The sequence below is a fragment of the Rhizobium oryziradicis genome, assembly GCF_001939045.1.
Taxonomy (GTDB): Bacteria; Pseudomonadota; Alphaproteobacteria; order Rhizobiales; family Rhizobiaceae; genus Allorhizobium; species Allorhizobium oryziradicis.
This window is the reverse complement of sequence record NZ_MKIM01000025.1, coordinates 1-18695: the sequence shown is the minus strand read 5'-3', so window position 1 is coordinate 18695 and position 18695 is coordinate 1. Positions and strand designations below refer to the sequence as shown.

Below are 18695 nucleotides of genomic sequence, written 5' to 3'. Positions count from 1 at the left end.
TGTCATCGACAGCTTGGCACAGGAGGCCATGATGAGGCCGAGCAGAGCAATTAGGTTTCTCCTGATTGGCCTCGTCGTCGTGTTCTTTGCTTTGGCGATCTATGTCATAGTCCTCATTCGCGAAGATCAAAACGAGACGCAGCAGCTCTCCAATTATAATATCGCCTGGATCACCAGTCAGGCTTCGGTTGAGATCACACGGTTTGAGCAACGCCTGACCGCTTTCAGTGCTGGCAGTCCCGATGTCGATGAAAATGAAGTGAACCTGAGGTTCGACATTCTTGTCAGCCGGGTGGCAACATTGAAATCGGCGGTGTTGCAGGATTTTGTCAACGGGGATCCCGAACGGCGGAAGTTCATCGACGATCTGGACAGTGCCGTTCACAAAATCGACAGCCTGATGCCTTCGATTGCCGATCGAAAGGTCGCATTGCAGATTGTCTCGCTCATCGATCCGCTTGACCGGCGTGCGCCAAAACTGGCATCCGCCGCCTATACCTTTACCAGCGATACACTCGTTGAACATCAGCTCAGGCTTCAAAGCCTGCAATTTCTTTTCATTGATCTGATCACGGGCCTGATCGCTTGCGGCTTAGGTCTGATTGCGCTTCTTGTCTACCAAAACCGGCTATCGAATAAAACGTCCCAAGCCCTTGAGGTGCTGACGACGGATTTGCGTGTCTCAAGCAACGAACTCATCAAGGCACAGGACGATCTCGAGGCGCGCAATACCGATCTTCGCATCCAGAATGAGACTTTGCTGATCCGCGATATTCAACTGCGCACCCAAAACGACCGGTTCGATGCAGCGTTGAACAATATGAGCCACGGTCTTCTCATGCTGGACAGTGCTGGCAGGCTTGATGTGTGCAATACGCGCTTTTGCCAGATCCTGGGCCTCAACTTGGATGACTTGCCGTTCGGTGTCAGTTTTGTCGAGCTTCGGGATAATCCCAACAGCAAGTTTGCCGAAGCCGTACGTGTTTTCCAGGCCGTCATGCGTGCAACATCCGAGCATGCCAGCGAGGCAGGCGCAACCCGTTTTCTGCATCATTGCGAGGATGGCAGGACGTTGCTGTCGCTTTGCGAGAAGATGCCGAATGGCGGCTGGATTGCAACATTTGAGGATGTGACCGAGCGACGCCGGGTCGAGGCCCGGGTGGAATATATGGCGCGCTTCGATGTGCTGACTGATTTGCCAAACCGGGCAACCTTCATTGAGGCCCTTCAGGAGGCGCTGGAGGATGTTGGCGAGGACAACGGCGGGCAGTTTGGTCTGTTGTGGCTCGATCTCAATAGTTTCAAGGCGGTCAACGACAACCTCGGCCACGACGCGGGCGACAAGGTTTTGCAAATCATGGCTGATCGGCTGCGATCATGCGCCACTGAGCACGATATCGTCTCGCGCTTTGGCGGTGATGAATTCGCAATTTTGCGGCGTGGGGTTCGCAATGCCGACGATATGGAGGCTTTTGCCCAACGGGTGATGGATGCACTTGGCAAACCGTTCATCGTGCACGGGCGCGAAATGCCGCTCAGTTCCAGCATCGGAATGACAATCGCGCCAATTGATGGCAATGATCCGCAACAACTTTTGAAGAATGCAGATCTGGCGCTGTATCGGGCGAAGACGCACCGGCAGGGCATGTATTGCTTCTATGAGCCAAAGATGGATCATAACGAAGAGATGCGGCTGGCGATGGAACTCGACCTGCGGCAGGCGCTGACCAAGGATCAGCTCGAAGTCTTCTATCAGCCCATCGCGGAGATCGCGTCGGGCAAAATTATCTCTGTAGAGGCGTTGTTGCGCTGGCGACATCCTGTGCGGGGCTATATTTCGCCAGCCGTCTTCATCCCGTTGGCGGAAGAGATTGGGCTTATAACAGCCATCGGAGAATGGGTGCTGCGGCGCGCCTGCGCCGATGCTGTCCAATGGCCGAAGACCATGAGTGTCTCGGTCAACGTGTCGACCATACAGCTGCGCGATAACAGCATCACGGCTGCGGTCGAGAGCGCGCTGAGCTGCTCCGGTTTGGAGCCATCGCGACTTATTCTTGAGCTAACCGAGTCTGCTCTTGTCGGCGATAACGAAGGGGCGTTCACGATATTGACCAAATTGAAGCGGTCCGGCATTGGCCTGGCACTGGACGATTTTGGTACCGGCTACTCATCCCTCAGCTATCTGCGAAAATTTCCGTTCGACAAGGTGAAGATCGACAAGTCATTCATTGACGAACTCACCGGCAATGCGGACAATCTCGCGATTGTCGAGGCAATTATTCGCCTGTGCGGCATTCTAAAAATGGGAACAACCGCAGAAGGTGTTGAAACACAGGACCAACTTGATTTGCTCAAGTCCATCGGCTGCGAACTGGTGCAGGGCTACCTCATAGGACGGCCCCAGCCTTTCAACCGTGGCGTTGATGCATGGAGCCTCAGTGAGCGATAATTCGCTCTTCAATCACGCAATTTGAGCACAGACGTGCAGCTCGGCGCATTTTCTAGCTACCTGTAGAGCATCGTGCAGAAAATCGGTTTAGACTTTTCTGCCTAAAGCAGTAGATATCTGTGCCAACAAAGAGAAGTATGGATCGGAAGGCCTCTTCATAGGCCGATGAAACTGCGGCGATACAATCACAAGACAAGCATTATCAGTCTGCAGATCGAAACGGTCTGTGCTGCAAATTGGATCATGCTCGAAATAATCTTGAAGCATGTCGACCGTGGCAATGTTGGTACGCCGTCCATTTCCGTTTGGAAATGGGGCTGCAACAATCACAAGAATCTCATTGTTTTTGATATAAATGGTGCCCGGAGGCGGATTTGAACCACCGACACGCGGATTTTCAATCCCATTTTGTTGTCGTAAAATCAAATACTTGCTGGCTGAACGTTGTCAAGCGGTCCTATTGGTATCAATGGCTTAGACGTTTTTTGTCAGGAGATTTTTATGTGTTTTTGCCTCAAATTCGTCCTGAACGCTGTCCCAAAAATCGAGAAATGCTGCTGTCTTGGTTATCAGAGCGTGCCGCCCCCTCTCTTTCGGGGAGGCGCGCATGAGCAAGCTGCGTCCATTTCGGGAAGTGAAACTGCAATGGCTTCAGCAGTTGAGTTGCGACAAGGATTTGAGCGACAGCGCACGATCCGTGGCGCTCTATATCATCACCACGCATTTGAACGGCCACACCGAGAAGGCATGGCCGTCCTATCAAACGATTGCCATTGCTACTGGCAAGAGCGTCAAGACCATTCAGCGCGCCGTCCGTGAACTCGAGGTCAAAAGATGGTTCGAAGTCCAGCGCGGAAACGGCATCGGGCACAACACGGAATATCGTCCCTCAGCGGCATCGATTTTACGCGCATCGGACGCCCGATAAAAGACGGACAAAGTTGTCACCCTTTATCCCGAGAAAGGCGGTCAAACTCGTCCCACAAGGCGGTCAGCTGTGTTCCGTGAAGGTGGACAAATATGTCCACCAAACCCAGAGAAAGAAAAAATAAATAAACCTAACCCGCGCGAGGACGCCCCGGCGTGCGTCAAACCGCTACGGGCCGCTCCGCAGGTTTTTGTCGCCGACAGAAGGACGGATCAGATTGAGCAATGGCGAAGCTGGTTGAGGCGTCACGGCTTCTCTTCGCTGGAAGCCTTAGGCGTTCGAATTGTTAAAGCTGGTCAGGCCGGTTATGCTTTGCCAGGTTACTGGCCTCCTGATGATGCATGTTCCAGTACACGCGACTGGCTATCTTTTTTCAGCAGTCGTTGCGCCTATGTTGCCAATGAAACCGCACAACAGAGTAGCTTTCAGAGAGCGTTATGACGCCCTTTAATTGTAACATTAGGTGTTGTATTTTCGTGGTGACATGGAGACGGGATACTAATTTTAAAAAACGCCTGGTTTGAAAAGTTTGCTCGAAAACAACGCATAAGCGGACGCTTCCCTTTGCGAAGCTGTAAAGCGCGCGGAACGTGGATTGATAGATGCCGACCTTGGTGGTGGTTTGATCAAGCAACGTATCGGTCGTCCTGGGTCCGGAAAATCTGGCGGGTATCGAGCGCTAATTCTGTTTCAGGTTGAGCATCGAGTTGTTTTTGCGTTCGGATTTCCCAAAAATGACCGAGCCAACATTGATCCGAATGAAGAAGCGATATTGAAGAAAGCAGCGAAGTGATCCTCGGTATGTCGGCTGAAGCGTTGGATAGAGAGGTCGAAAGCGGCCGATTTAACGAGGTAATGTACGATGTGTTTCGGCGTGGAATGTTGGGTCTGACGCAATCTCGATGACATCAGGGCGCTCCGACAATACGTGCTTCGAGCAGATCGAGCTTTCCGCGGCCGTACATTTGCCGCTTGATGCGTTTGAGCTTGGTGATCTGGCCCTCAGTCTGGCCGTTCGACCACATCGAAGTTATTGCATTCTGGACCGCTGCCCGGTCGCGGATGACGCGACCAGGCTTCTCGCCGCGCGGTCGATCCAAGCTTCCAGATCATCTTTAGACTTGCTGCGCAGCATTTTGTGGAAGCTCTCAACGACATCCCTGGCCTCGACAAGATCCGGTAGGTTCTCTTCAATGGCGGCGACTGTCATCGTTTGAGCCGTGGTCAGGTTGTTGCGTTCAAGCGTCATCAAGCGGACGATAGTGCGTGCGGCCGGCGCATGGCCGAGTCCATTCTCGGCCTTTTCGGCACGCCTTCGCCGCGTTGCCCATTCGGTGACAACACGGAGACCGCCGCCGAAGCCAACCAACCGAAGCTGCCGCCAAAGTTCAGCGCCGTTCCGCAAGCCGGGTCCCATTGCGCTTCAAGCCAAGGGAGATGCGGTTCCAGGGAAGTTTGCCGGATTCGAAAGATGTCGGTCCGCTGACCACGGACGACCCTGCGAACCAGCTTTCGACTGTGCCCGGTTTTGCGCACGATCTCCCTGATGGATACGCCTTCACTGACGAGACCACGGATGACGGCGTTTGCCTCTTCACGCCGAAGATATCCCTCATATTGCAGTCGCTCGGCGGCTGTCAGAAGCTTTGGGTTTACAGCTGCTGTGCCGATTGCAATGCGGATCTGCCGCATTGACTTGCGAACGGCGTCAAGAAATGCGTGGCTGGCGTTTCCCATCAGATGCCAGCGGTCTGCGACCTGTTCGGCATGTGGCAGTGCTTGTGCAGCGGCCTGTGCATATCCACCGCCGCGGTCTCATGCGACGATTTCGATCTGCGGCTGCTCGACCAGCCAAGCCTTTGCGGTCGAGGGTTCTGGGTCGGGTAACAACGCGATCGTCTTTCGCCGTTCCAAATCGCAGATGATAGTGCCATATCGGTAATTGCGACGCCACGCCCAGTCATCAATGCCGATGACGCTTGGCGGCGATGGTGGTGGGCGATCATATCTGCGAACGGTTCGAAGCAGCGTGTCATTGCTAACCGGTAGTCCGAGACGATCTGCGAACCGTGCTGCTGACCGACCACCCAATGCCAAAGCGAGATGGTAAACCAAGGTCTCCAGGCGCGCTGTCCGACGGGCCATGGGTCGGATCACGCCATCACCAAAACGCTCGGCGAAAATCTTTCGGCGGCAATGGACGACAATGCAGACGAAGCGCCGGGCCGTCAGGTGCAATTTTATCTTTCGGCCCGCACACGGCAGATCGGTGATAATCCGAGAATAGCGACTATGAACACGAAGGGAGGTCGTGCCGCATTCGGGACACCTGCAACCTCGGGACTGACCATGTGCGATGACGACGATCACATCGGGTCTGTGATGCACTGCCTCCACGTTCAACTCGGCAGGAATTAAATCGGAAGGCTGAAAATAGGCTCGCATGGCGCTGATTCCCCTTCAAGAACCAGGCCAGTAGAACCCGAAACATCATCGAGAATGAGTCAGAGCCAATATTCCACGCCGATTGACAACTGGTATCAATCATATGACTATCAGAATGGTGGATCAACCCGCCACGATGAACGGGCCGCCGATCATGAAGCGCCTGGTTGAGGGCATCGAGCACAAAGCCCGCATGGGCGGTCCGGCTCGCCCGCCAGTCGATGATACGTCGGGCGAAGGCCACGTAAACGAAGCCCTGCCAGGTCGCGACATAGGTGAAATCGGAGAGCCAAAGCATGTTCGCCGCGGGAGCCTTGAAGTGGCGGTTCACGCGGTCAAGCGGGCATGGAGCGGCCTTGTCCAACATGGTGGTTTTGACGGGCTTGCCGCGAATGATGCCCTGAAGGCCCATCATTCTCGTGAGCCTTGCCACGGTGCAGCGAGCGATATCGTAGCCTTACCGCTGCAACTGCCGCCAAACTTTCCGCACGCCGTAGACCTGGAAGTTCTCGTTGAACACCCGGCAAATCTCGACTTTCATGGCAATATCATTCCGTTCGCGGGCCGACAGGCGGCCCACGTCCGTGCGCTTGGCAATGACCTCATAATAGGTGGACGGGGCAATCGGCAGCAGTCTGCAGATCGGCTCGACCCCGAGCACCGAGTGGTGTTCGTCGATGAAGGAAATCATCGCTTCAGTGGGCGGTTGAGCTCCGCCTGGGCAAAATACGTAGACGCTTTGCGCAAAATCTCGTTCGCCTGACGAAGCTCGCGGTTCTCCCGTTCCAGAGCCTTCATCTTCTCGGCCATGTCGCTCGGAAGGCCGGCTCGCTTGCCGCTATCGACCTCCGACTTCTTCACCCACTCATTGAGCGTGTGCGCCGAGCATCCGTCCCGTTGGGCGGCGATAGAGGAAATCGCCGCCCAACGGGACGGATGCTCGGCTTCATGTTCCGTCACCATTCGCACGGCACGGGTACGCACCTCAGGGGAGAACTTGTTCGTCGTCTTGCTTGTCATAGACCCGACTTCTCTCGAGTTCGGGTCTCCGGTAAATCCGGGGCGGTTCATCCATTTTTTTGAATTTATCCAGACTTTGATCCAAATATTTTTTATTGGATGGCTGAACCGTAAATATCAAATCCAGAAAGAGACCCCGAATAAAAATTCAAATACACAGAAGTCCATGAATATTGCCGGAAATTAGCTGAATTTTGAATCAATCGAATCTTCTAATCCAGTTCAAGGTTTCTTCCACACTGTCATAGGGTTCCGGCAAGGCGATCATCCCGAGTTTGTAATCTTCAAACCGAACAGGCTTTAAAGCTTTTGCGACGCGGCGATAATCGTCCAGCACAATACCGCGATTGTTATCCCCCAGTTGTGGCTCATCACCAGCCTGCACAACAATCCCTCCATCGAACGCATGGACAGGGCAGGATGACCCAAGCTTTTCCCGCAACGCAGTTTTGTCACCAAGATGGTTGGCGACCTGATCTCCGAGTACCGTCAACCAGTTGAGAGACTTAAAAGAAAGGCCATCACTTTCTTCCGACACAACCTGAAAACTTCCAGGATCAGAAAAGTCCAAACCAGGAAACCGTTTCAGTGCAGGAATAACTGTTAGCGCATGACTCCCCGAATAGCGACCGTGCTCAAACAACACACTATATCCGGCGCTACCGTGAAGGATATTGACGGCAGACGACCAACGCATAGTCAGGTCAAGCAATACACCATAGCCGTGTTCGGCGATAAAACGTGCAGGAAAATAAGCAAAAATGTCAGATCGTCCGAGAGTTATGAGCGGGTCTGGACCAATAGCCGTAAAGGCAATGCTGATGGGTTCTGGCTCATCAACTATTTTTTTCCCGGATAGCCGAACACCATTGTATCCATGGCTTCATCGGGTGACAGAGATCGCGCTCGCTCCTCACAATAATCAAGATAAGCCTCGCCATCGGCTTTTTTGAGACGGTTTGCATCCACTTTCAAATAATATGAGATCTTGTCTGCAAACAGGGCATGATATTCGCGCAGCATTTTGCAAAGCGCCAGACGGGTTTCCACAGTCTCGCCCCCCAGGAAATAGAGCTCAAGCGCAAAACCGATGCGAGAAATAACAAAGCCGTTGTGCGAGAGCTCGACTTTGTCCAGTTCGTCGGCAAGCTCTGGCGTAAGGTGTCTTGTTGTCATAAGACTACATTCTAATTTTCAGCTGACAGCATTGCGGCTCAGTTGAAGTCGTGCATCAGAATATCGCCCTGCTAAAGGGCTAAAATTGCAATTCGACAGCGCTCACTGGAACGAGGATACAGCTTTTGGAACCCTGAACAATCACCTGGCAAATCGGTGGACCCATTTGACACTCTCCTCATGAGAATCGAGGGGTGTTGGAGCGTAAATATATGGTTGTTTCTGATTAAAATCGTCAAAAATCAATGGTTCCAGCAATTTCCCGACGGTTATATAGTGTTGTGGTGTGATTCCTTTGTTTGAGTCACCTATTTCGGGATACGGCCCTGCTTGAATAATTATACCGCCGTCATAATCATGTATGGGACATTCTTCACCAACTGCGCCTTGAATATATCCCAAGCCGCCGAGCTCGCTTATAAATGCGTGATCAGTGGCAGTGAGCCAATTTATCGTGCGGATGAACCTTTTTTTCGCTCGCCGCGTACCACTGCTCCAACGACTAGAATATGGCAAATCAAGGCCTGGAAACCGTTTTAGAAACGGAAACGCCAAACGTATAGCTCGATCTTTTGGCGTCCCCTCTTCAAGGATGAGGCTAAAACCAGCCGTTCCATGAGAGACATTTAGTAAACTGCACCAATCTCTCATTCTTTCAATATAATGAGCAGCATTGATTTCGCGAGTGCCGAACCAGTCCATTGGATAATATGCGTTCATGCGAGAGTACCTTTTGTATTCAGGCGACCCAATGACGCAGCAAAAATATGGCGTGGCAGCATCCTGTTCTTTACCACCATCAAATCCGTAAACCGTCGCATCAAAACCTTCTACATCATCTGCAGTAACGGTTTCGGCGATATTCCTATAATATTCGACCCAATCACTATCCGATATGCGCTTCAACCGACTAGAATTTCTCGGATGGTAATGGGTAATTCGCCCTTGAAGAGATTCTGTGTAATCAATGGCGGCATCAAGCAAGGACTTGCGCTTCTCGACAGTTGATCCACCTTCGCAATAGAGTTCAAACGAATGACCGAACAGGATATCGTCTGTTTTGTTCTTATGTAGCAAGGCGAGTATATCATGATTAATCAAAGCGCCTAACCCAGTTTAATGTCTCTTCCACACTGTCATAGGGTTCGGGCAAGGCGAACAACCCGAGTTGGTAATCTTCAAACCGGACAGGCTTTAAAGCTTTTGCGACACGGCGATAATCGTCCAGCACAATACCGCGATTGTTATCCCCCAGTTGTGGCTCATCACCAGCCTGCACAACAATCCCCCCATCGAACTCATGGACAGGGCAGGATGACCCCAGCTTTTCCCGCAACGCAATTTTGTCACCAAGACGGTTGGCGATCTTATCTCCGAGTATCGTCAACCAATTGATTGATTTAAAAGAGAGGCCATCACTGTCTTCAGAATCGACTTTAAAACTACTGGGATCGGAAAAATCCAATCCGGGAAAACGCTTCAGTGCCGGAAGAACGGTCAGCGTCTCGCTACCTGAATAAATACCGTGCTCAAACAAAACACTATATCCGGCGCTACCGTGAAGGATATCGACTGCAGATGACCAACGCATGGCCAGATCAAGCAATACGCCATAGCCGTGCTCTGCGACAAAACTTGCAGGAAAATAAGCACAGATATCGGAACGTCCAAGTTTAATAAGGGGGTCTGGGCCAATAGCGGTAAAGGCAATGCTGATGGAGGCCGGCTCGTCAACTATTTTTTTCCCCGGATAGCCAAACACCATCGTGTCCATAGCTTCATCTGGTGAAAGCGATCTCGCTTTTTCCTCATAGTAATCAAGATAAGCTTCGCCATTCGCTTTTGTGAGACGGTTTGCATCCACTTTCAGATAATGCGAGATCTTGTCTGCAAACAGGGCGTGATATTCTCGCAGCATTTTGCAAAGCGCCAGACGTGTTTCCACTTTGTCGCCGCCCAGAAAATAAAGCTCAAGCGCAAAACCAATTCGACCAACGACGAAACCATCATCTGACAATTCGACCTTGTCCAGTTCGCTGGCAAGCTCCGGCGTAAGGTGCATCTTGGCCATCAGTTTTCCTCCTTAATTTGCCGCGGCTAAGGAAGCCGCACCGCCAATCCCGAGCGCTCCAAGAGCGGCCGCACCGCAAGGTTCTATAATTGCACAAGCGATTGCTCCAACGGTTGCTAGAGCTGCGGCACCAACGCCAACCTTTTGTTTCGTTGTCATCGTCTGAGATTGAGTTTCTGCGACATTCTTTTTCTGATCATCATCACACTGACATTCTTTCTCAACCCATATCTCTTGCAATCTCTTTTTTTCGTACTTACGGGCGATACTTCGATACCGCTCACGTGCGTTTCCCCGAAATCTATCACCTTTGAACTTCATCTCTATGAATTCCGTTGGTTTGCCGCCAACCATCTTTGTTACATCAAGTCGCGAGCCTGGAACGCCCATTCTTGTCATAGGAGAGCCATCCGGTGCCCTATACATATTCCCGGCCGGATCAAAAGTGACTTCAGAATATAAACCATCTGTAGGTGTCTTCGGCATAGCTTTGATGGCAGCATCGACACAGACCTGCTTTTCTCCCTTGCAACTACACGCGAGAGTACAAAGTAGATTTGCAGTATCCTTGTCAGTGCCGGTTAAAGTCCCCGAAAAATACCCACCTGCAGAGATTGTGTTCCCCTTGTTGAGCAGCATACGATCCGTCAATCGGGTAACATTACGTCCCTCCATAAACACATTCGGCGACCAAGAAAGCCATGTCGCCCGGTCCAGATGCACGCCGGATTTAACCCCGCCGCCAGTGCCCGGTTCATCGCCGAACGAGCGGTAAAATTCCGAGCCTTTAATGCCATTCATGGCCCCGCCGTGAGAGAACACCGTGGTGGTGCCTTTGGCGAGATCGCGGGCATAGGCGGTGTTGGTGTAGGGCACCGGTTTATCCGGGCTTCTGCACACATCTGGAAGCGTTGAGCGAACCCAACCATCGGAGTGCTTATGGCAAAGGGTCAAACCATTGATGGAGACGGTTTCCTGCATGAGCTCAGTTCTCCCTTATAGAGCGTTCGAGCGCAATGACACAGCGCGGTCCCTCAACGTGCGAGGTCGATAGGACCGACAGAAGGCTGCGCCTTGGCTCGTGATCATCCAATGTGGAAACATCGGCTTCGGTGTTCTCCTCAGATGTCGATAAAGCAAATGCTGTCATCACCAAGCCGTTGGCGGCACCACAATCACCGGTATTTGAGAGAGGCGTTTCAAAGTCCGAGAGCAACGTGTCAGGAATGAGCGCGCCCGACAGCGCGAATCCGAGGTCTTCCGAGCGCCAGCGTTCACCATTGAGGTCGACCAGAAACCGATCAGGCTGAAAGGCTTCAAAGGCCTTTCGTAGCGGCTTGGCGAGACCTCTACCAATAATACTCTGCGGTTCCGAAAGACTTTCAGCCTCGAATCCGTTGAAAGCCGATCTTATCGTGCCAATCGGCGACGTAGCCGGGAATGTCGCGTTTGAACCGAGCATGACAATCACCGCTGCCTCGCCAGGTACGAGGCCATGGGGCGTACCGCGCTTATAAATGCGATCGCTGATCGCGAGCATGTCGATGAGTTCAGCATCCATATAGCTATCAAGTGCAGCAATGGCCAGGGCAGGGATCTGCCCCTCTGAAATCTCCTGCAGTCCCTTGACCAGTTCATAGACAGCCAAAGTATCACCATCAGCCAGCAAGGTGACATTCGTGAACAGAGTAGGCCAAGTCGCAACAATCCAGGTCACCAGGTCTTGTCCGATTTTGTGTCGAGCCAGCCAGCGGGGCACGACAAGACGCATCGAAACCGCGCTGTCGCTGAGATCGAGCGTCTTAACCAAGTCGTCGACAGCGCCTGCGAAAAGTCGCTGCAATCGCAGCTCGAAATTTCGGACATCCTCAAAAGGCATGACACAGGAAAGCGTGACCTTTGCCCCGTCCGCCCCCACGGGTCCTTTCTCAGACTTTACAAAGTTATGGTCGTTTGCCGCATAGGCCTTGGACGCATCCTCAAGGGTTTTGCCCAGCGGGCAGCAGAGACCGATGCCGTATATCTGGGCAAACGCTGTCATCGCTCAACCCCGGCCATCTGTTTGACATGAACGCGGCAGTGCGAGACCGACATATCGCCAGCGGGACATGGCAGATTGCTGTTCCACACCATCTCAAGTGTCTTGTCAGAGCCATTCAGAAGGACGGAAATCAACCTTGGTCTTGTTTCGACTTTCTGGCCTTTCATCCAGGTGCTGCAATCCATGATCACCTGTGGCAGGCGAAAGCCGTAGTCGCCTTCCTCGTGCATGCCAAAGATGCGACCTGTCTCGCCACCCTTGAGATCAAATGTTTGATCAGCAGGTGCGACTTGGTAAAATTGCTCGGAAAAGTCTGATGGCAATAGGGGGGCTTCGTATTTCCTCCAATCATCATCATAGGTTCCAGCATGAGATGCTCTTGCTCTCCATGATGGTTGGATCGCGCCAAAGCCAATCGGGGCAGGTAACGGGCCAGAGTCGATGAAATTTTCCGGATTTTCAATCAGTGGCAAGCCAACTTCTGTCCCGTCGGGTATATCCGGCCATTTCGATGACCAGCCCATACCTATCGGATTGTCCTGATTTGGCTCTGCATCAGGATCGAGAAAGTCCGTGCCGCCAAGGCTATGTCGCCAACTCAAAGGACATGTTTTGAACGTCTCATAGCCGTCAAGGTGGAGTTTTCCGGCCTTCTGGCGCAATTGCCTTTTGCCGAAAACAACTGCCCGTTTGCTTCGTCCAGCCAAATCGAATCCAACTTCGACCTTATTGACCTCATAACCGGCGCGCGCGCGCGCCTCACCGGTCAAAAGCACGTCGGCTTTTGGTTTGAAGGCGCATAAGTCACCTTCAGCCAGTAACTCCAATCCTTCTCCGTCTGCATATTCTGGCTTGATCCGAATTTCACCTTGATCGCCCAACAAGGCGTTCAAATGGCTTGGAAGAATATGAAATCGTGCACGGATCGCGACAACCCAGTGCTCGTGACCAGCCCGATTTCGTGCAAAATATCCGAGCACAGCAAACGGGGTTCTATTGTCAACCTGCCACATGATGGACGGTCAATTCAAATCAATGACAGCCGCATCGAGAGCAATGGACCGCTCCGCCTGCTGAGTGATCGATACGCCTTTGACAGAGATGCGGCCGTCCTTGCGCAGTGTGAGGGACGACTTGCCGTTGGTTATTGTGATCGCACCAGTGTGTTCGTCAATCTTCAGCATGTCGGCCAATGCCATCAATTTCGACCAGCGATCGCCGCTCTCCGAGATATCAGGCAGCAGAAATGCAGACTTACCCTGTATTGCATTCATTGAAGTACTCCTGAGATGTTGGATTTAGAACGGTTTCATTTACGTCAGGGAAATGGTCACGAGCATCTGTCCTGCTGGCGTGAGGGTTTTCAACTTATGACGCTACGAACGTAATCACGACGTGAGCAATATGACATCAAAGTAACAACCGCGCCTTCCTCCCGTTGATCTTAATGACGTCGCTCTAAAATCGACCGCATCACGAGATCATAGCCGGTGATGCCTCCTAAACGCACGAAGAAAGGTCCTGTATCATCAACTCCGGCTGCGTAATGGGTAACCATTAGGACGGAGTATCGAACGCCTGATGATGCAAACAGACTAAGGCGCACCTGCGCTTTGCCACCACCACCCGCAAGCTTGTCTACGACATAGGCGTAAGTGCGCCCCACATCTCCACTGCCAAGGCCCGACAAATCTCCCTTGCTCGCCAGCACGGGATTAGCAAAAAGTTTCTCATTCTGTTCCAGCCAGCTATGCATCATTCCATCAGCCACGGAATCAATCGCTTCGCTGCTGGGAGGAGCCGCTCCAGCCGACGCAGCAATCATGATCGCAGAGAGAGGGTTATCTGCACCACCTTGTTGGAGATGAAGTGTCCCAGGCAAATCTCCATCAAAGTCATTATCAACGACAGAAAATACAGATGGATAATCCAGCGCTAATGAACCCTTAGCACCCAGAGATAATGTCAGATGCTTAATCTGACTTGAGTCAAAACCCTCTTTGCTACCGTCATCAATTTGCAAAGAGTCCTTGAGTATACGAGCCTGATCCTCAAACTCGGAGTGGTGCTCAGCGTCGCCTTGCATGAAAAAACATAGAACTTTGTCCTGCCGCACCTGACATATGGAACGAGCAAGTTTGGCAACTTTGCTTTCATCCAGTGTTTCGCCTTCGGCGTCGGCGGATGTCAGTGAGACATGATTTGCGTCGGTTATTCCGAAACCGTTTTCCATCAATAATTGCTCACTTATGGAAGGCGCTTCCGCTGCAAAGCCTGGCTTAAACAAAGCCACAGTCACTTCGAACTTATCTCTATCATCGGGCACAAATACCTTTGCCAATTCCCCGCGACCCGGCGCTTCAATCGCTTCCGCCTTGGCTAGTAGTGTCGTGAGCGAATTACCCTTAGCAAAAAATGAAGCCTTGATGTCATTTCCCAAATTTAAAGATAAACGCTTATAGCCAAGATCCTTCGCTTCCTCCTCGGTCAATGTCTGCCTCCTTTCTGTTTCTTGTTTTGAAGATGCCGCTTGTCCGTCACCCACGTAAGCATACAGCAATACTGCAGCGATCATTATAGTAATGCATCGTGTAATAATTTGTGCGCTCGTCGCTACCATACAAGTCCAGCCTTACCTTTAACGGACCCACCTAGTCCTGGTGCCAATTTAATTTTAGTCTCAACGCCAGCTTTTCTGTCCCTCTTGGATATTCCGGCAGATGCTTCAGCTTCGGCGGCAAGACCGACCGTCCCTCCCACCGATCCGCCTAACATAATTCCCCAATCCCAGCCGTCGATGTTCTCAAGTTGCTTGCCATAACCCAACCAACTCGCGCCGGTATTGACGCCGCTTACGATCACCCCGTTCCAAATTCGGCGTGGCGTAATACGGATCTCACCCCCAACTTCACCGTCCAATAAAACTGCTGAGGCCCCAAGCGAACCTGAAACCGTTGCTTCCACTTCTTTAAATTTGATTTCCCCGGCAACCTTCGCCTTCGCATCTGCGGCAACGGCTCGGCCTTCAGCCTTCCCGGCAAGCAGGCTTTTTTTGTCACCGAGATTACCTTCTCCCTTCAGCATTCCAATTTCCGCACCAGCGCTTGCTTCACCTTTGGCGCCACCGGCGGAGATAGTACCTTTTGCTGAACCTTTAGTGTCACCGTAGAATACTCGAAGGTTACCGTCAGCGAATCCGTTTTTCCCTTCAATTTTCTTGACTTCACCGGACTTGTCCCAAGCGGTGTACTCGCCGCTTACACCGATTTCATCAAGCTTCGGATATTTTTTCTCAAATTTTTTAGCGCTTTCGCCTAGCGATTCCCCAGCAGCTTGCCGGAGTGTTTTCCCACTATCGCCGCCGAATTTAACGCTCTCTTGATTCGTTTCTCGCTTAAACTCTGCTTCGCTTCCAAATTTCCAAGGGCTTTTCTCCTCCTCCTTTGGAGCTTGCGTTGCAGAACCTGATTGCTCGGTTTTAATCGTTTGGTTAGGCGGTCGTTGTTCGCCTTCTTTTGCCGTCTGCTTAGCCTCGTTATCAGTCGTGACAAATAAGTGATCCGCATGTCCCTGTTGCGAAAGCATAATGCTTGTCGCGCCTTTTTGCGCAGGCTTTCCAAGCAATGGTCCTAAGTTGCCTTGCGACGGCGGTATTACGGGAGACCAAGGCATAGAATTTGCCTCGTCGCGAGATCGCATGCCCCAAAGACTGGATATTCCTCCATCATCAGCGACTGAGGCATCGATGTCTTTCCAATGAAGCCTTCGTAACCATTCTTCCCGTACAGCATCGCGTTGTTCCACAGGAGGAAGCATAGGAACACGCCACACACTCTCCTGAGAAACTTTTTTGTCTTCCGAACTCCTATCTTGCTGGCTCTCTGCCATGGCGATCAGTTCTCGTGAATACTGTCAGCTTTCATGATGATACGTTTTGCCTGAACGACGAAATCGCCCTCCTTCGACATAGATATCATCACGTTTTCGCCAACACGTATGGTGAACTGCTCCCCAACATTAATGTTCTTTATGCGTCCTACATCTTCATCGGAGCGCCCACGGACAATCACACTCATTTTCTTTCCTACTGTTGTTTGGTGGAGATTTCCGACAACAGTCGATTTCGCTACGCCCACTATCTCTGAGGAGCCTGCAAGCACTATTTCCGATTTATTTTTCTCAACAAAAAGCTGAAAGTTGCCTTTTGCAAAATTAAATGGATCTGGAATGCGTAATTTTTCCATAAAATCAGAAAATTTACCGAATACATTTAATGTTCTTGAAAGAAGATATTCAGTTAACTTATTTTGACCGACAGCAATTGACATGTTTCCTGCAACAACTTGCTCTTGATCTCCGCCCACGAAGCCTGTTTTGTCGTTTCCGACATGTTGATGTTTATCAACTTCAACCCGTTCACGCGCATCATTGAGAACATGGCTATCAAGATCTTTTTGAGCATGCAAAAATATTTGCTCGCGACCAGCCTCATCTTCGAAGCTAAGCTCGTTGAATCCTTTACCCTTGTGCGTATTGGTCCGGAGTACGCTCTTTGTCTTGTTAGCGGGAAGATCGTAGGGAACGGGGTTTTTGGGATTGGGCACCACGCCCGTCACCAACGGCCGGTCCGGATCACCGTCGACGAAGGCGACCATGACTTCCATGCCAATGCGCGGAATGATCTGACCACCCCATTGGCCACCCGCCCAGTTCTGCGCCACCCGCACCCAGCAGGTGTCGGAACCATCCTTCTTGGCCCGCCGGTCCCATGGATACCAGACCTTGATGCGGCCATACTGATCGGTATGGATTTCCTCACCTTCTGGACCGGCGACGATGGCCACCTGCGCGCCTTCGATGCGCGGACGTTTGGTGTCGCGATGTGGGGTCAGCGGCACTCGTGAAGGAATAGCTTCAAACTCGTTGCGATACTCCGGCTCATTCTCCGTGGTCTCATAGGAACGGTCCACGGCCCAGTGGGTGATGCGGGTAATTACATGCTCTTCGTATTTGTGCTCCGGATGCGGTTCCTCATAAGGCGTAAAGCGCCGACCAGCTTCAAGGAAGCGGACATTTGACTTGCCCGTCACTCGCTCATGGTCGGCTTCCGCCGCTTGCATACGGAAGGTTTCGGCCTGCTCGGCTTCCTTCACATCGCTGATACGGGCCGGATATTCGTAAAGCTCACGTTGTTTTGCTCCCGGCATCTGAATCAGCGAGGGCGTTACATTGAGAGGTACCGTGCTCGGAGTTTCGAAATTCCAGTCCGCACCGGCCCGCTGGCCGGGGATGAAGGCAAACTGCCGCATCCACTCGTTGATGTGATTGCGATCGGAAGATCCTTGCGCTAATCTCACATTGTCGACACCTTCCGCCGAGGCCGAAGGCTGGCTCCAGGCGATTTTATGATCGCTGACCTTAATACGGTGGACGCCCACCTTATGTTCGAACCAGTAGAACAACCCATCCTCTTCGAAACGGCGCAGTAGGTAATCGAGATCCGTCTCGTTCCATTGCACGCTGTACTCGCGCTCCGGCGGTTTTTTGTGCATTGGCGCGTAAGCAGCAGCGGGAAGACCATGTTCCGACAGCAGTGTATCGAGCACCTGCATGGACGTCATGTTCTGCCAGATGCGGCAGTCCGAGCGCCGAGACAGCAGCCAGAACTGCGGACGGATGGTCAGAGTGTAAGACCGCAAGCCGCGCGTCACCTGCGGCCCCTCGGAGAGATTGGTGACCAACCCATTGAACGGCCTGCGTACACCCTCTTCATCTAAGTCCCCTTGGCGGATTTCCAAGGACACATCCACTAGCTTGCCAATCAGTTCATCTGGCTTGACTGTCTCGCGCTTGGCGCGCACTGATAGCGTGATCTCGAAAAGGCGGTTAACGCCTTCATCCACTTTCAACCGCTCGGGCAGCAATTGATCATCGCCCAGAGGCGAGGACACATTCAAAATACGGCTGGCCTGAATGAAATCGGCGGGTGAAAGTTCGTCATCCATAAACAGGCCCCCAAAACATCGTTTTTAAAAAAATCAAAAGACCGTATCGATTGTCACGGAATACGTAGTCCGATCACTCTAATGGCAAAAAAATAGGCCGCATTCCCATAAGGTCAAGGTCTGGATTGTGTTTTTTTGAAAGGGGTAGATCAGGTTTGCGTTAATGCATGCTTTGACCCGCGATTTGCGCTTCGGCAATCTGCTTCTGCTCGGTCAGCGTTGCGATCCTTTTTTCTCGCACACGCTGCACCTGATCAACATTCGCGCGAACCGAAACTGGAGGTGAGGCGTGCCGTCATCCTTTTCGAAACGTCGTTGCCGTTGTCTCGGATATATGTATGTGAGAAAGGAAGCAGTTCTGTCATCCGAGATTAAGGGTATGCAATCGACTCTTTTCTGAGGGGGTGCGGAAGAAAACTTGGACCACCAGGAGGTAGTTCATGTATTCCTATTCCGACAGACTTCGAGCCGTTGAGCTTTACATCAGGCTTGGCAAGCGGGTTAAGGCGACCATTCGGCAGTTGGGTTATCCCACCAAGAATGCTCTAAAAAGCTGGTAC

14 protein-coding genes, 2 pseudogenes and 1 other annotated feature are annotated in these 18695 nt (G+C 51.9%); of the genes and pseudogenes, 3 read left to right on the top strand and 13 right to left on the bottom strand.

Annotation, left to right across the window (positions count from 1 at the left end; translation table 11 throughout):
• Nucleotides 1–31: 31 nt before the first annotated feature.
• From BJF95_RS08035 to BJF95_RS24630, 3 genes are all read left to right on the top strand, one after another.
• Complete coding sequence (locus tag BJF95_RS08035) at nucleotides 32–2449, top strand: putative bifunctional diguanylate cyclase/phosphodiesterase (RefSeq protein WP_175577226.1); 2418 nt, start codon at nucleotides 32–34, stop codon at nucleotides 2447–2449.
• A gap of 607 nt (nucleotides 2450–3056) precedes the next feature.
• Nucleotides 3057–3377, top strand: coding sequence for a helix-turn-helix domain-containing protein (locus tag BJF95_RS24350; RefSeq protein ID WP_245297269.1), 321 nt, complete (start codon nucleotides 3057–3059; stop codon nucleotides 3375–3377).
• Nucleotides 3378–3972: 595 nt separating this feature from the next.
• Nucleotides 3973–4170 carry a type II toxin-antitoxin system RelE/ParE family toxin gene (locus BJF95_RS24630; RefSeq protein ID WP_425348684.1) on the top strand — a complete coding sequence of 66 codons (198 nt, stop codon included), beginning with the start codon at nucleotides 3973–3975 and terminating at the stop codon, nucleotides 4168–4170.
• Nucleotides 4171–4285: 115 nt separating this feature from the next.
• Here BJF95_RS24630 and BJF95_RS08015 read toward each other — a convergent pair.
• The 13 genes and pseudogenes from BJF95_RS08015 to tssI form a co-directional block, all read right to left on the bottom strand.
• A pseudogene (locus tag BJF95_RS08015) lies at nucleotides 4286–5822 on the bottom strand (ISL3 family transposase).
• A 109-nt stretch (nucleotides 5823–5931) separates the two neighbouring features.
• Nucleotides 5932–6842, bottom strand: a pseudogene (locus BJF95_RS23640) (IS3 family transposase); the annotation flags it as partial.
• Nucleotides 6439–6555: a sequence feature (AL1L pseudoknot), on the bottom strand. It overlaps the preceding pseudogene by 117 nt.
• A gap of 199 nt (nucleotides 6843–7041) precedes the next feature.
• Nucleotides 7042–7605, bottom strand: coding sequence for a type VI immunity family protein (locus BJF95_RS08000; RefSeq protein ID WP_075638957.1), 564 nt, complete (start codon nucleotides 7603–7605; stop codon nucleotides 7042–7044).
• A 77-nt stretch (nucleotides 7606–7682) separates the two neighbouring features.
• Nucleotides 7683–8018 (bottom strand): hypothetical protein, encoded by a 336-nt coding sequence (locus BJF95_RS07995; protein WP_075638956.1) that lies wholly within the window; start codon nucleotides 8016–8018, stop codon nucleotides 7683–7685.
• Between the two features lie 141 nt (nucleotides 8019–8159).
• Nucleotides 8160–9119 (bottom strand): type VI immunity family protein, encoded by a 960-nt coding sequence (locus BJF95_RS07990; protein ID WP_075638955.1) that lies wholly within the window; start codon nucleotides 9117–9119, stop codon nucleotides 8160–8162.
• A complete protein-coding gene (locus tag BJF95_RS23635) occupies nucleotides 9112–10089 on the bottom strand; it encodes a type VI immunity family protein (RefSeq protein WP_083638749.1) in 978 nt (325 codons plus the stop codon). The genes BJF95_RS07990 and BJF95_RS23635 overlap by 8 nt, the downstream gene beginning before the upstream one ends.
• 12 nt (nucleotides 10090–10101) lie before the next feature.
• Complete coding sequence (locus BJF95_RS07980; protein WP_075638954.1) at nucleotides 10102–11070, bottom strand: DUF4150 domain-containing protein; 969 nt, start codon at nucleotides 11068–11070, stop codon at nucleotides 10102–10104.
• Between the two features lie 4 nt (nucleotides 11071–11074).
• Nucleotides 11075–12130, bottom strand: coding sequence for a hypothetical protein (locus BJF95_RS07975; protein ID WP_075638953.1), 1056 nt, complete (start codon nucleotides 12128–12130; stop codon nucleotides 11075–11077).
• Entirely contained in the window at nucleotides 12127–13143 is a 1017-nt protein-coding gene (locus tag BJF95_RS07970; RefSeq protein ID WP_075638952.1) for a DUF2169 family type VI secretion system accessory protein, read from the bottom strand. Before BJF95_RS07970 ends, BJF95_RS07975 begins: the two co-directional genes overlap by 4 nt.
• Nucleotides 13144–13152: 9 nt before the next feature.
• The gene (locus BJF95_RS07965; protein ID WP_075638951.1) at nucleotides 13153–13404 is read right to left on the bottom strand and encodes a hypothetical protein; all 252 of its coding nucleotides are present in this window, start codon (nucleotides 13402–13404) and stop codon (nucleotides 13153–13155) included.
• Nucleotides 13405–13574: 170 nt separating this feature from the next.
• Nucleotides 13575–14705, bottom strand: coding sequence for a hypothetical protein (locus BJF95_RS07960; protein WP_075638950.1), 1131 nt, complete (start codon nucleotides 14703–14705; stop codon nucleotides 13575–13577).
• A 38-nt stretch (nucleotides 14706–14743) separates the two neighbouring features.
• Nucleotides 14744–16018, bottom strand: coding sequence for a hypothetical protein (locus tag BJF95_RS07955; RefSeq protein ID WP_075638949.1), 1275 nt, complete (start codon nucleotides 16016–16018; stop codon nucleotides 14744–14746).
• Nucleotides 16019–16023: 5 nt separating this feature from the next.
• Nucleotides 16024–18135 (bottom strand): type VI secretion system tip protein TssI/VgrG, encoded by a 2112-nt coding sequence (tssI, locus tag BJF95_RS07950; RefSeq protein WP_075638948.1) that lies wholly within the window; start codon nucleotides 18133–18135, stop codon nucleotides 16024–16026.
• Nucleotides 18136–18695: the final 560 nt, after the last annotated feature.

Bases quoted from the DNA above. Each gene is read 5' to 3' on its own strand.
- BJF95_RS08035 (WP_175577226.1), top strand. From the start codon at position 32: ATGAGGCCGAGCAGAGCAATTAGGTTTCTCCTGATTGGCCTCGTCGTC.
- BJF95_RS24350 (WP_245297269.1), top strand. From the start codon at position 3,057: ATGAGCAAGCTGCGTCCATTTCGGGAAGTGAAACTGCAATGGCTTCAG.
- BJF95_RS07995 (WP_075638956.1), bottom strand. From the start codon at position 8,018: ATGACAACAAGACACCTTACGCCAGAGCTTGCCGACGAACTGGACAAA.
- BJF95_RS23635 (WP_083638749.1), bottom strand. From the start codon at position 10,089: ATGGCCAAGATGCACCTTACGCCGGAGCTTGCCAGCGAACTGGACAAG.
- BJF95_RS07980 (WP_075638954.1), bottom strand. From the start codon at position 11,070: ATGCAGGAAACCGTCTCCATCAATGGTTTGACCCTTTGCCATAAGCAC.
- BJF95_RS07975 (WP_075638953.1), bottom strand. From the start codon at position 12,130: ATGACAGCGTTTGCCCAGATATACGGCATCGGTCTCTGCTGCCCGCTG.
- BJF95_RS07970 (WP_075638952.1), bottom strand. From the start codon at position 13,143: ATGTGGCAGGTTGACAATAGAACCCCGTTTGCTGTGCTCGGATATTTT.
- BJF95_RS07965 (WP_075638951.1), bottom strand. From the start codon at position 13,404: ATGAATGCAATACAGGGTAAGTCTGCATTTCTGCTGCCTGATATCTCG.
- BJF95_RS07960 (WP_075638950.1), bottom strand. From the start codon at position 14,705: ATGATCGCTGCAGTATTGCTGTATGCTTACGTGGGTGACGGACAAGCG.
- BJF95_RS07955 (WP_075638949.1), bottom strand. From the start codon at position 16,018: ATGGCAGAGAGCCAGCAAGATAGGAGTTCGGAAGACAAAAAAGTTTCT.
- tssI (WP_075638948.1), bottom strand. From the start codon at position 18,135: ATGGATGACGAACTTTCACCCGCCGATTTCATTCAGGCCAGCCGTATT.